We start from the raw sequence: 13,574 nt of genomic DNA, 5'->3' as shown, positions 1-13,574 counted from the left end.
GCACCCATTTGTCAGCCACCATCCAGGCGCGGACGCCGCGGTCTCGACGATGAACGGCAGGTGAAAAGTCCCGCGCGCAGGGCATTGTCGTCGCGTCGGATGGTCAAGATCGCCTGACGCTCGGTTCCCGTCGGGCATGCCCGACCACACGACGGTATCCCGGTGGAATAATGAACGTCCCCGTCCGCTCCGTCGCTGTGCCGCTCCGCGCGGCCGACCCGCCTGGCGTCCGCGCCGAGACCACTGGAGATCCGATGCCCACCGTTCCGCCCATACTCCAGCGCATCCTGGACAAGCCAGTCGCCGACGGCGAGAAGCTGCTGGAAAGCGCACTCTCGGCGTTCCTGGACTTCGGCATCAAACGGACCAGCATGGGCGAGATCGCGCGCCGCGCGGGCATCAGCCCGGCCACACTGTACCGGCGCTACGAGTCGAAGAACGACCTCGTCGAGGCGGTGAGCGTGCGGGAAGCGCAGCGCTTCGTCGCCGCTATCGACCGGCAGGTGCAGGCCGTTTCCGGCACCGATGATCAGCTTGTGGAGATCTTCGTCGCCTTTATCGGCGCCATCGCGGGCAATGAGTTGCTGCGCCGACTGCTGCGGACCGAGCCCGACCTGATCCTGCCCCGGCTCACCACCGACGCGGGACCGATCCTCTCCGTCGGCCGCGGCTATCTGGCCGAGAAGCTGCGCGAACTACGGGATGCCGGCAGCACGCACGACTTCGACGCCGACCTGGTCGCCGAGATCATGGCCCGGCTGGCGCTCTCCCTCGCGCTCACGCCCGACGGCCTCATCCCGGTGACCGACCAGGATGCCGCCCGCGAGTTCGCCCGCCGCACCCTGCTGCCGATGGTCGGGGTCGGGGTCAGCGCCTAGCCGGAGTCCGAACGCCGCCGCCACGCGCTCGTCCAGCTCGGCCTGGGCCGCGGCGTCGGGCGAACGGCCTTCGACCAACTCGCGGACCAGATCGACGACGCCCGTGGACCGGGCCGTGGCCGGGTCGGGTAGCGGAAGCCGCGACACGTACTGGGTGATCCAGCGCCGCCTGCCGGAGTACAGACGGTTGCCGCAGACCGCGTCGTAGAACCGTAGCCCGAGCGCCGAATTGGCTACGCCCATCAGCAGATACGCCAGCTTCTCCGCGGCGGGGCCTGCGCCGGCCAGGTCGGGCAGCGAGATCCAGTAGCAGTCGCCGTTGACCACCGCGCCCGAGCGGTCCAGCGCGAAACGAGGACGATCGCTGATGTCCGGGAAGACGAGCTTCGGCTCGCGCCACAGGTGCGGGCGCTGCGGAACCCAGATCTCGAACCACGCCCGCCCGCTCGCGGTGACATAGCGGCGAGCGGCGAGCGTCTCCTTGTTGGCCAGCAGATACGCCGCGGCGTCCGGAAAGTCGGCGAGATCGACGGGGGTGCGGTGTGAACGTGCCAGGTCGTAGGGGTACAGCACGCGGATGTCGCGGTGGCGGGTGGCCAGCCACGGGCCGAGATCGTGGTGGGTGATCAGGGCGAGCAGGAGTTCGGGCTCGGGGCACGGGTCGGCTTCGGTCCAGCGGTCGGAGATGAAAACGCTGTCCGCGGTGGTCTTGATGCCGACTCGGATGCGCGCGACATCACCGAAGCTGCGCCAGGTGGCGGCGCCTACCTTCGCCAGCCAGATGTCGACCGCGTCGTGCGACATCCGCCACGCGGCGTCGGGTTCGCGCGTGCCACGTGGCACGGTCTTCTGCTCCGATGCGAAACGCGGCGTCGACCTGTCCTGCGGATGCCGCCCGGTCACCAACCTGCCGACCTCGACGGCGAAGGTGCGCCCGTTGTGCTGGACGAGCGAGCGATGATCCGCTGTCAGCGCATCGAAAAGATCCTTTTCACCTGGTATTTCGCCGGAACTCACCTGGTACGCGGAAACGTAGCGGCAGTTGCCACGGCAGCTGTCGCGACGCGCGATGGTGATCGCGGGCAGCACAGCCGCCGCGAAGAGCTTGGTATCGCCCAGGTCGTACAGTTCGACCGGCGTCAGCTCACTCAGCAGCAGCCGCCGGATGTTCGCACCCGCCTTAGTGGTCAGGAATCTATTGGCGCACAACAGGCCGAGCATGCCCCCGGTAGGCAGCAGCCGTGGCAGCGTCGCGACGAACGGATGCGTCAGATCGATCCGTCCACACAACCCGAAACGCTTGCTCAGCAGCTGGGCCGTCGATCCGCCCAGCTGCTGGGTCCGCACGTACGGGGGATTGGTGATCACCGCGTCGAACGAACCGTCCGCGAGCTCCGCCTCGACCGCGATAAAGTCGGCCACCTGCCAGTCCACGACAATCCCTGCCGCACCGGCCCGTTCGCGCGCCACCGCGAGCGCGTCGCCGTCGAGGTCGTAACCGGTCAGGGCCAGCCGCGCGCCGGGAAATCGCGCCGCGACCTCCGTGTGCACCGCGAACAGCAGTTCGCCGTCACCGCAGGCCGGATCGAGCACGCGCAGGAGCCCGGATGCCGACGGCACGGCGTGCCGCAGCAGCCTGCCCGCCAGGAACCGCGCCAGCGCGGGCGGCGTGTAGTGCCTACCGTGCCGCTTTCGGTCCCGCGCCTCGGAAGCCATACCCGGATTCTGCCTCGTCCAGGCGCTGCGATCGCGACAATGCGAACAACCCGTTCGCCGACCGGCAGCGGCTCGTCGCGCTGGTCCGGATCGAGACATTCGATGCCGGCGTCGGGTCTTACGCCGCGGCGCCCAAGGTGATCTAGCGTCCTGTTTCCGCTGACGCCGCTACGCCGGAGGAGTCGGGCAGGCCGGGGCCCGGCTCCGGCGCCACCTCTCCGGCGGTGAGTTCTCTTCCGCACGAGTCACATTCGAGCCGCACGTGCGCCTCCCCGACGCAGTCGCGGTGACGGTAGCGCACCGGAGCGCCGTCGGGCGCCATGTGGGCGTCGTCCCAGTCCCGGATTGCCAGAAGAATCGGGTAGAGGTCGTGGCCCTTGGGGGTGAGCCGGTACTCCTCGTGCGCACCGAGGGCGGCCTTCCGCTTGACCAGGATGTCATGTTCGATCAGCCGGTCCAGGCGGTCTTGCAGTCGATTGCGGGAAATACCGAGTGCGCTGTGGAAAGCATTGAACCGGCGGACACCCGAGAAGCAATTGTTGAGGACCAGCAGAGTCCACCGGTCACCGAAGACCACGAGCGGGCGCGTGATCGAGCACGGCGCATCGGCCAGTTCTTCGTAGCGCACCCGACGATGCTACCGATAGGTCCCCCCGTCCCTGTGCCTGGGAAATCTCACGATCCCGCAGGCTGATCCCGGGTGTAGGCCACCATCGGATCCTCCTCCGGCCGCGGCGCCACCGCCTCGCCGTCGAGCACTGCGCGCATCCGCGCAAGGTCCAGCTGACCTTCCCATGCCGCGACCACGACGGTGGCGACACAGTTGCCGAGCAGATTCACCGTGACCCGCATCGAGTCCATGATGCGATCTGCGCCGAGCAGCAGCGCCACCGCCGCCACCGGGATGGAGCCGTGCCCGATGGCGCTGATCGTGGCCGACAGCGCCAGGAACGACGAACCGGGCACACCCGCCATCCCCTTCGAGGTCAGCATCAACACCCCGACCGCGGTGATCTGCTCCCCCAGGCTCAGGTCGACGCCGAGCGCCTGCGCCAGGAACAGCACGCAGATAGACAGGTACAGCGTCGCACCGTCGAGGTTGAATGAGTACCCGGTCGGGATCACCAGGCCGGTCGTCGCTCGGGAGCACCCCGCTTCGGTCAGCTTGATCATGATCCGCGGCAGAACCACTTCGGTGGAGGCGGTGCCGAGCGCCAGAAACAACTCGTCCTTGATGTACCGCACGAACTTCCACAGATTCACCCCGGCGAACACCCGCGCCACCACCGCGAGGACGAGCAGGAACAGCATCGCCGCGCCGTAGCAGCAGGCGATGAGCTTGCCGTAGCTGCCGAGCGAGGACAGGCCGTATTGGCCGACGATGTAGGCCATCGCGCCGAACGCGCCCAGCGGCGCCAACCGCATGATCCATCCGATGATGGTGAAGAAGATCCGCCCGATGTGGTCGACGGCCTCCAGAATCACCGGCGGGCCGTGCTCACCGAACTTGGCGAGGGCCAGCCCGAACAGCACCGCGAAGAACAGCACCTGCAGCAGCGCGTTTTCCGCGAACGCGGAGACCACCGACGCCGGAATGATGTTCAGCAGGAACTCGACGGTATGTGGCAGCTCGCCGCTGCCGGTCTTCTGCGCGATCTTGTCCGCACCGGTGGCCAGGGTCTGCGGGTCGATATCGAACCCGGCGCCCGGCTTGACCAGGTTGCCGACCAGCAATCCGAACAGCAGCGCGAAGGTGGTGACGACCTCGAAGTAGATCAGCGCCTTCACGCCGATCCGCCCCACCGATTTCATGTCGCCGACGTGGGCGATGCCGAGTACCACCGTGCAGAAGATGATCGGCGCGATCACCATCTTGATCAGCTTGATGAATCCGTCGGCCAGCGGTTTGAGATCAGCGCCGAAATCCGGCCAGATCGCCCCGAGCACGATGCCCGCCACGATGGCGACCAGCAACTGCACGAACAGCGACCGATACCACGGCGTCCGCGACCCCACCTCGTCGCCCACTTCCCCCGAGGATTCAATCATCACAGCCACGCGACGAACCCTACGAATCCCCCGTATCGTCCCGGTGTCCCCCGTGTTGCGTCTTCGCTACCCCATCGATATATCCCGACTTCACGCAACCGCTTACGTCTCACGCATGCGACGGCATCTGCGAGGAACCGAGCCGCCGTGCGGAGTCCGGTAGGAAACGCACAGTGGGCCCCGGATGACCGGGGCCCACTGTGGTGTGCGGTGGGTCAGAGCGGGATGTTCTTGTGGTTGCTCGCACGGGACGGCGCTGCCGCCAAGGCTGCGGCGATGACGCTGCGCGTCTTGGCCGGGTCGATGACCTCGTCCACAACACCGATCGCGACGGCACGCTCGACGCCACCCGCGATGCGCTCGTGCTCTGCGGTCAGCCGCTCGTGCAGCGCTTCGCGCTCTTCCTCCGGCGCGGCCGCGAGGGCCTTCTTGTGCAGGATGCCGACCGCGGCCTTGGCGCCCATCACGGCCACCTCGGAGCCCGGCCACGCGTAGACCGCGGTCGCACCCAGCGAGCGGGCGTTCATCGCGATGTAGGCGCCGCCATAGATCTTTCGGGTGACCAGCGTGACCCGCGGAACGCGCGCCTCGGCGAACGCGTGCAGCAGCTTCGCACCGCGGCGCACGACACCTTCCCACTCCTGGCCGACGCCGGGCAGGTAGCCCGGTACGTCGGTGACGACGACCAGCGGAATGCCGAAGGCGTCACACAGCCGCACGAAACGCGCGGCCTTCTCGGCGCTTTCGGAGTTCAGGCAACCACCCAGCCGGATCGGGTTGTTGGCCAGCACACCGACGGTGCGACCGCCGAGGCGGCCGATGCCGGTGACGATGCTGCGCGCGTAGCGGCCCTGCAGCTCCTCGAACGTCGACTCACCGTCGACGTTGTCGAGCAGTTCGTGAACGATCGGCTTCACGTCGTAGGCGCGCTTGGCCGACTCCGGCAGCATCGCCTTAAGGTCGATGTCGCCGTGCTCGGCCGCGGTCAGGTCGAACTCGCCCTGCTCGGCGAACATGGACACCAGACGGCGCGCCCGATGCATCGCGTCGGCCTCGTCGTCGGCGACGATGTGGGTGACACCGGACTTCTTGCCGTGCGTCTCCGGCCCGCCGAGGGTGGCCATGTCGACCTGCTCGCCGGTCACGCTGCGCACCACGTCCGGACCGGTCACGAAGATGCGGCCTTCCGGCGCCATGATCACGATGTCGGTCAGTGCGGGACCGTAGGCGGCGCCACCAGCGGCGAAGCCGAGCACCACGGAAATCTGCGGAACCAGGCCAGAGGCGCGGACCATGGCCTCGAAGACCAGGCCTACCGCGTGCAGGGCCTCGACACCCTCGGCAAGGCGAGCGCCACCGGAGTGCCACAGCCCGACCACCGGGATGCCGGATTGGATGGCGGTGTCGATGGCGTCGACGATGTGCTTGCAGCCCGCCACCCCCATCGCGCCGCCCATGACGGTGGCGTCGGAACAGTAGGCCACGGTGCGCACGCCGTCCACCTCGCCGATAGCAGCGAGCACGCCGGACTTGTCACGCGGGTGTAGCGGAAGAATGGTGCCGGGATCGAAGAAACGGTGGAGTCGACCCACCGGATCGCGCGGATCGGCTGTTGCCTCCTCGGGAAACGCGGGAGCGATGATTGTCATCGCGCTTTCTCCTCACCTCACTGAGTTCGCCGCTACTGCGGCTGCGTATGTCGAATCACGGCGGGGTCGTGCCAAATCCAGTTGGCCGACCCCGCCGTGATCCTTGTGCAGTCGATCGCGCGGCTATGCCCGACCGAAGGCGAGCGCCACATTGTGCCCACCGAATCCGAAGGAGTTGTTGATCGCGTACTCGATCTCCTGGCGCCGGGCCTCGCCCTTCACCACATCGAGGTCGATCTCGGGGTCCTGGCTTTCCAGGTTCAGCGTCGGCGGGACAATGCCGTCCCGGATGCTGAGCACGGTCAGTACCGACTCGAGAGCGCCGACGGCGCCGATCGAGTGGCCCAGGGCCGACTTGGGTGCGTAGACCGAGGCGTGGCTGCCGACGGCCTTGCTGATCGCGTTCGCCTCGGCGGTGTCGCCGATCGGCGTCGCGGTCGCGTGCGCGTTGATGTGGGTGATGTCCTTCTTCGTCAGCCCAGCGGTCTGCATCGCCCTGGTCATCGCCCGCGCCGCGCCATCGCCCGTGGGGTCGGGCGCGACCAGGTGGAAGCCGTCGGAGGTGATGCCGGCGCCGAGCAGGCGCGCGTGAATCGTGGCACCGCGGGCCTTGGCGTGCTCCTCGGTCTCGATGACCATGAGGGCACCGGCCTCACCGAAGACGAAGCCGTCACGGTCCTTGTCGAACGGGCGCGAGGCACCCTTCGGGTCGTCGTTGCGGGTGCTCATGGCGCGCATCATGGTGAACGCCGCGATCGGCACCGCGTCGATGAAGCCTTCGACGCCACCTGTGACGACGATGTCCGCGTCACCCATGACGATCATCCGCCACGCATTGGCGATCGCCTCGGAGCCGGACGAGCATGCCGAGACCGGAGTGACCACTCCTGCCCTGGCCTTCAGTTCGAGACCGACAACGGCCGACGGGCCGTTCGGCATGACCATCTGCACAGCCAACGGCGAAATCTTTCGATAACCACCGTTCTTCAGCTTGTCAACCGAGTCGATGAGAGCGTCGCCGCCACCCAACCCGGTGCCGATGGCCACACCCAGCCGCTCCGAGTCGACTTCCGGGCTGCCCGCGTTCCGCCACACCTCGCGACCGAGCACGGTCGCGAGCTGCTCGACGTACGCCATGCGCCGGCACTCGACACGAGTCAGCAGGGTGTCCGGCCGGACCTTCAGGTGGCCGCCGATGCGGACCGGAAGGTCGTATTCCTCGATGAAGGAATCCTCGAGAACGTCGATGCCGCTCTCGCCGTTGAGGAGTCCCTTCCACGTCGCATCGACGTCACCCGCGATCGACGTGGTCGCCGCCAGGCTAGTTACGACGACGTTGGGGAAGTTCCCGTTCAAGGTGGAAGGAGTGGTCACAGTTTCGGCCCTACTCGGCGTTGTCGAACTTGGCCTTGAGCTCAGCGGCCGCGTCGGAGTTCTCGGCCTCGAGCTTCTGGATGTAGGCGACCGCGTCGCCGACCGTCTTCAGGCTGGCCAGATCCTCGTCGGGGATCTTCACGCCGTACTTGTCCTCGGTCTGAACCGCAATCTCGACCATGGACAGCGAGTCGATGTCCAGGTCATCGACGAAGGATTTCTCGATCGTCACCTCGGACGGCTCGATACCCGTCACCTCCTCGATGATCTTGCCGAGCTCCTCGACGATTTGTTCCTGGGTCAGAGCGGCCACTTCGTGGCTCCCTTCTTGTTACTTTGCAGGGCTTTACTTGGTTTTTCGGATCGAGTAGGGCGATAGTTACCGCCCACTCGGTCACAACCTTGCATATGGATGCACGGTCGCGGAGGAAAGCTAGCCGGATGTGGTCAGCTCAGACAACGCGGGGAGGTCTTGCGGGGTCTTCAGAGCAAGCGTCGGCGTGCCCTTCAGCTCCCGTTTCGCGATACCGACAAGGGCGCCCGCCGGCGGCAGCTCCGCCACCGCCGATACCCCGGCCTGCCGGACGGTCTCCATGCACAGATCCCATCGAACGGGCCGGGTGACCTGCGCGGCAAGCTTGTCTATCGCATCCTGTCCGGACGCGACCGGCTTGCCGTCGAAGTTCGAGAGCAGGGTCCTGGTCGGCTCGTCCGGCGTGATCGTCGTTATGGCTTCCGTCACAGCATCCTGCGCCGGGGCCATAAAGGCGGTGTGGAACGCTCCCGCGACAGGCAACGTGCGAACCCTGGCTTTCTCCGGTGGGTTCGCGGCGAGCTCCGCGAGGGCGTCCAGCCGACCGGCGGCCACGATCTGGCCCACCGCGTTGCGGTTGGCCGGGACGAGGTCGAGGTCGAGGAGCCGTTCGAGCACGGCGGCCTCATCGCCGCCGAGCACCGCGGACATGCCGGTCGGCTCCAGCGCGCACGCCTTGGCCATTTCCGCTCCACGGATAGCGGCCAACTTGACCGCGTCGTCCGCAGAGATGACGCCGGCGACAGCGGCGGCGGCGAGCTCACCGACCGAGTGTCCGGCGATGATGGTAGTGGTCGGCAGGGAATCCTGCGCGATTTCGGAGAACGCGAGAAGTGCGGCGGCGACCACCAACGGCTGGGTAACAGCAGTGTCGGTGATCTCTTCGGCCGTCGCGGTGGTGCCGAGACGGACCAGGTCGAGGCCGGAAGCCTTCGACCACAGGGTCAAGCGATCATTCGCGCCTGGAAGGTCGAGCCATGGCGCGAGCATGCCGGGTGTCTGGGAGCCCTGTCCTGGGGCGAACAACGCGATCACGTCTCTAAGAAAACACTGTGAGGCAGGCCGCACGAGATGTCGACGCCACTGAAGGTTTTGAGCAGGTTTTGTGGGAGTCCCACAAATGTCCACGTGGCTGGTCCCGATCGAGCGATTCCACGAACCCGTTACAAGCCCTCGGGGCCCAGTGCGGCATGAGTGACCTCTGGGGTTGATGTTGACGATTCGTTACGGGTTCGTGTCAAACGACCTACTGTGGCGGCGATCTGCAACACATACGCATCCCGCGCATTCATCGGATCACGACCCGTGATCTCGGCGATGCGCTTGAGGCGATACCGAACCGTATTTGGATGGACGTACAGCTGACGCGCACACGTCTCGACCGCTCCACCGCAATCCAGATAGGCATCGAGGGTGTCCGCCAGCGACGACCCCGCCGCAGCCAACGGTAGGACAAGGTACTCGTTCAACGCGTCGATCGCAGCTCGATCGCCCAACAAGGCGCGTTCGGGCAATAGTTCCGTCGCGTGCACCGGCCGCGGCGCCCCGCGCCAGCCCACGACGGCCTCCATGCCGGCCAGCGCTTCCAGCGCGCTGGCGTGCGCAGCGCCCAACGTGCGGGTGGTCGGGCCGATCACCACGGGACCGTCGGAGAACACCTCGGCGAGCAGGTCGGCGAGGAACGGGGAGACATAGGAGGAATCGCCCAGATGCCCGGAGACGACCATCACCAACCGGGTGCCCTGGACCACGGCCAGCGCGGCGCGGCCATGCCGCGCCGCGATGGAGTGCACCGCTCCCACCGAGGAGACGCCCTGCTCGCCAGGCGGGGTGCCCACCAGCACCGTTGCCGGTGCGGTGGCGTCCCAATTCAGCGTCGCGGCCCGGGAAAGCATGTCCGGGCCGGTGTCCCCGCGCACCACGGCATCGACGACGAGCGCCTCCAGCCGGGTGTCCCACGCGCCGCGCGACTCCGCGGCGCTGGCGTACACCGAGGCGGCGGCGAACCCGAGCTCCCGCCCGTAGCGCAGCACCGCCTCGGTGAGTGCGACCAACTGCCGGTCGTTGCGCGCGAGGGCGGGCAACCACTGCTCGAAGAACTCCATGGCGACGCGAACCATGTCCACGGTTTGGCGCAGGGTGAGCCGCCGCGCCAGGTCCTGCGGGATCACCTGGAAGGCGTCGAGGCTGAACCGGATGTCGCTGTCCGGGTCCTGTAGCCATTCCAGGAAGTTCACCACCGCGGTCTGCACCAGCATCTGCACACCGGCACGCTGGGCGGCATCCAGATCGGTGAAGAACGGCAACCGATCCTGCATCGACCCCACCGCCTCGGTGGAGAGGCGGCCGGAGAACTGCTTGACGCGTTTGAGCAGCGTGTCCGGAAGGGGGTCGCGGGTCTGCCGGTTCGGGGAGAGCGCACCGGTCGGCAGATACACCTCGTGCTCGGACGAGCCTTCGGAGATCCGCCGCGGCCGCGGCGGTTTACGGTCCACCATCCAATGTTCCGCTACGCGAGTTCTTCTTCGGCGCTTGCCGCGGGCTTCGGCGCGGCGTCCACATCATCGATCCGGTACTTCGCCGCGGCCTCGACGGCCTTGGCGGGGTCGATCTTGCCCGTCCGGCCGAGACCCGCCAGCGCGGCGACCGCGATGGATTGTGCGTCGACATTGAACACCCGACGCGCGGCGGGGCGAGTGTCGGAGAAACCGAAACCGTCCGTGCCGAGCGTGGTGAAGTCGCCGGGCACCCACTTGCGGACCTGATCGGGCACCGCGCGCATCCAGTCGGTCGCGGCAACGTACGGGCCCTCGACCCGGGACAGCGCCTCGGTGACGTACGGGACACCCGGATCGGTGCCCGGGCTACGCAGCGCGGCGATCTCCTTGTCCAGCGCCTCCTTGCGCAGCTCGCCCCACGAAGTCACCGACCAGACGTCCGCCTGCACACCCCACTCCTCGGCCAGCAGCGCCTGCGCGCGCAGGCCGTCCGGCACGGTGACGCCGGAGACCAGGATCTGGGCGCGCACTGCGCCCTCTCCCCCACGCTTGTACAGGTAGATGCCTTTGAGCAGGCCGGGGATGTCCAGGCCTTCCGGCTCGGCGGGCTGCTGGTACGGCTCGTTGTACAGGGTGATGTAGTAGAAGATGTCCTCGCCGCCGAACTCGCCCGCGTTGCCGTGCGGATGGGTGCCGGGCAGCGCCACCGCACCCTGCGGGGGAGTACCGCCGCCGTACATCCGGCGTAGGCCGTCACGCACGATGTGCGCGATCTCGAACGCGAACGCCGGGTCGTAGGTCACCACGGCCGGGTTGGTCGAGGCGAGCAGCAGCGAGTGTCCGTCGTTGTGCTGCAAGCCCTCACCGGTCAGCGTGGTTCGCCCTGCAGTTGCTCCGAGCACGAACCCACGGGCAAGCTGGTCCGCGGCCGCCCACAATCCGTCGCCGGTGCGCTGGAAGCCGAACATCGAGTAGAAGATGTACAGCGGGATCATCGGCTCGCCGTGGGTGGCGTACGAGGTGCCCGCCGCGGTGAACGACGCGGTCGATCCCGCTTCGTTGATGCCCTCGTGCAGGATCTGCCCGATGGTGCTCTCTTTGTAGGCAAGCATCAATTCCGCGTCGACGGACGTGTACAACTGCCCGTTTCGGTTGTAGATCTTCAACGAAGGGAACCACGAGTCCATACCGAAGGTCCGTGCTTCGTCGGGGATGATCGGGACGATCCGCTTGCCGATCTCCTTGTCCCGCAGCAGCTCCTTCATCAGCCGCACCAGCGCCATCGTGGTGGCCACGTTCTGCTTGCCCGAGCCCTTGCGCACCGAGCGGTACGCCTCGTCGCCGGGAAGTTGCAGCGGCTTTGCCGCAGTGCGACGCTCGGGCAGGAAACCGCCCAGCGCTGTGCGTCGGTCGAGCATGTACTGGACCTCACGCGCCGCCATGCCCGGGTGGTAGTAGGGGGGCAGGTACGGATCCTTCTCCAGTTCGGCGTCGCTGATCGGAATCCGCTGCAGGTCACGGAAGTCTTTGAGGTCCTGCAGGGTGAGCTTCTTCATCTGGTGCGTGGCGTTGCGGCCCTCGAAGTGTTTGCCGAGGGTGTAGCCCTTGATGGTCTTGGCGAGGATCACCGTCGGCTGGCCCTTGTGCGCCATGGCGGCCGCGTAGGCGGCATACACCTTGCGGTAGTCGTGGCCGCCACGCTTGAGGTTCCAGATCTCCTGGTCCGTCAGATCGTGCACCAGCGCCTTGGTGCGTGGGTCGCGGCCGAAGAAGTGGTCACGGACGTAGGCGCCGTCGTTGGCCTTGTAGGTCTGGTAATCGCCGTCGGGGGTGCTGTTCATCAGGTTCACCAGCGCGCCGTCGCGGTCGGCGCCGAGCAGCGCGTCCCACTCGCGACCCCAGATCACCTTGATGACGTTCCAGCCCGCGCCGCGGAAGAACGACTCCAGCTCCTGGATGATCTTGCCGTTGCCGCGCACCGGGCCGTCGAGGCGCTGCAGATTGCAGTTGACCACGAAGGTGAGGTTGTCCAGGCCCTCCATGGCCGCCACGTGCGCGAGACCGCGCGACTCCGGCTCGTCCATCTCGCCGTCGCCGAGGAACGCCCACACGTGCTGGTCGGAGGTGTCCTTGATGCCGCGATCGTGCAGGTAGTGATTGAACCGCGCCTGGTAGATGGCGTTCATCGGGCCGAGGCCCATCGACACCGTCGGGAACTCCCAGAAGTTGCTCAGCAGCCGCGGATGCGGGTAGGACGGCAGCCCGTGGCCGGGGCCACCGTGGCTGTACTCCTGCCGGAACCCGTCGAGCTGATCGGCCGAAAGCCTGCCCTCCAGGAACGCGCGGGCGTAGATGCCCGGGGAGGCGTGACCCTGGATGAAGATCGAATCGCCGCCGCCGGGGTGATCCTTGCCGCGGAAGAAGTGGTTGAAGCCGACCTCGTAGAGCGCCGCCGAGGACGCATAGGTCGAGATATGCCCGCCGACGCCGATGCCGGGGCGCTGGGCGCGATGCACCATGATCGCGGCGTTCCAGCGGATCCAGGCGCGGAAGCGCCGCTCCACTTCTTCGTCGCCGGGGAACCACGGCTCGTTCTCCGTGGGGATGGTGTTGACGTAGTCGGTAGAGGTCAAGGATGGGATGGCGACACGACGTTCACCGGCCCGCTCCAATAGGCGGAGCATGAGGTAACGCGCACGACCAGGGCCTTCTCGATCGAGCATCTCATCGAACGACTCGAGCCATTCGCTGGTTTCCTCCGGGTCGATGTCCGGTAGGTAGGACGCCACCCCTTCGCGGATCACCCGCACCCGTCCGCCGGGCTGCGGAAGGTGCGATCCGTTCGGATCGCCGCTCGCGGCGGTGGCGGAGTTGGTGCCAGCGGATTTCGCTGGAGCGGAAGAGTGGATCAGGTCGGTCAAATCTGCTCCTCGTACAGGGGTGGACATGCTGATGGCGTCGGTATCCCGGGGCGGACACGCGTGGTCGGCGGACCGCCCGTTGACGAAAGGTTCGGGCGCACCACCCATCCTTCCCGATGGCGCGTCCCAGGTCATCATGTCAGCCGGAAATCCAGTACCGTTCGACAGGCAAGGTG

At 67.1% G+C, this 13,574-nt stretch carries 9 protein-coding genes and 1 pseudogene; 1 reads left to right on the top strand and 9 read right to left on the bottom strand.

All coding sequences use genetic code 11. The features are described from left to right. Positions 1 to 170: 170 nt before the first annotated feature. Positions 171 to 773: pseudogene (locus tag OHB12_RS33775) on the top strand (TetR/AcrR family transcriptional regulator); the annotation flags it as partial. Here OHB12_RS33775 and OHB12_RS36560 read toward each other — a convergent pair. From OHB12_RS36560 to aceE, 9 genes are all read right to left on the bottom strand, one after another. After that, positions 696 to 2,594, bottom strand: a complete 1,899-nt coding sequence (locus OHB12_RS36560; protein ID WP_442799909.1) for an Eco57I restriction-modification methylase domain-containing protein — start codon at positions 2,592 to 2,594, stop codon at positions 696 to 698. The pseudogene OHB12_RS33775 and the gene OHB12_RS36560 overlap by 78 nt on opposite strands. A gap of 142 nt (positions 2,595 to 2,736) precedes the next feature. Next, positions 2,737 to 3,222, bottom strand: coding sequence for a winged helix-turn-helix transcriptional regulator (locus OHB12_RS33765; protein WP_327114211.1), 486 nt, complete (start codon positions 3,220 to 3,222; stop codon positions 2,737 to 2,739). A gap of 47 nt (positions 3,223 to 3,269) precedes the next feature. After that, the gene (dctA, locus tag OHB12_RS33760) at positions 3,270 to 4,643 is read right to left on the bottom strand and encodes a C4-dicarboxylate transporter DctA (RefSeq protein ID WP_327121714.1); all 1,374 of its coding nucleotides are present in this window, start codon (positions 4,641 to 4,643) and stop codon (positions 3,270 to 3,272) included. Positions 4,644 to 4,858: 215 nt separating this feature from the next. Beyond that, entirely contained in the window at positions 4,859 to 6,292 is a 1,434-nt protein-coding gene (locus OHB12_RS33755; protein WP_327114209.1) for an acyl-CoA carboxylase subunit beta, read from the bottom strand. A 123-nt stretch (positions 6,293 to 6,415) separates the two neighbouring features. Then, entirely contained in the window at positions 6,416 to 7,666 is a 1,251-nt protein-coding gene (locus OHB12_RS33750; RefSeq protein ID WP_327114207.1) for a KasA/KasB family beta-ketoacyl-ACP synthase, read from the bottom strand. A 10-nt stretch (positions 7,667 to 7,676) separates the two neighbouring features. Beyond that, positions 7,677 to 7,979: a meromycolate extension acyl carrier protein AcpM gene (acpM, locus tag OHB12_RS33745; RefSeq protein WP_327114205.1), complete on the bottom strand. Its 303-nt coding sequence runs from the start codon at positions 7,977 to 7,979 to the stop codon at positions 7,677 to 7,679. Between the two features lie 120 nt (positions 7,980 to 8,099). Next, positions 8,100 to 9,014, bottom strand: a complete 915-nt coding sequence (locus OHB12_RS33740) for an ACP S-malonyltransferase (RefSeq protein WP_327114203.1) — start codon at positions 9,012 to 9,014, stop codon at positions 8,100 to 8,102. Between the two features lie 128 nt (positions 9,015 to 9,142). Beyond that, positions 9,143 to 10,477: a PucR family transcriptional regulator gene (locus OHB12_RS33735; protein ID WP_327114201.1), complete on the bottom strand. Its 1,335-nt coding sequence runs from the start codon at positions 10,475 to 10,477 to the stop codon at positions 9,143 to 9,145. 11 nt (positions 10,478 to 10,488) lie between these two features. Further along, positions 10,489 to 13,398: a pyruvate dehydrogenase (acetyl-transferring), homodimeric type gene (aceE, locus tag OHB12_RS33730; protein ID WP_327114199.1), complete on the bottom strand. Its 2,910-nt coding sequence runs from the start codon at positions 13,396 to 13,398 to the stop codon at positions 10,489 to 10,491. Positions 13,399 to 13,574: the final 176 nt, after the last annotated feature.

The sequence above is a fragment of the Nocardia sp. NBC_01730 genome (assembly GCF_035920445.1).
In the GTDB taxonomy this organism is placed as follows: Bacteria; Actinomycetota; Actinomycetes; order Mycobacteriales; family Mycobacteriaceae; genus Nocardia.
This window is presented reverse-complemented; position numbering and strand designations above follow the sequence as displayed.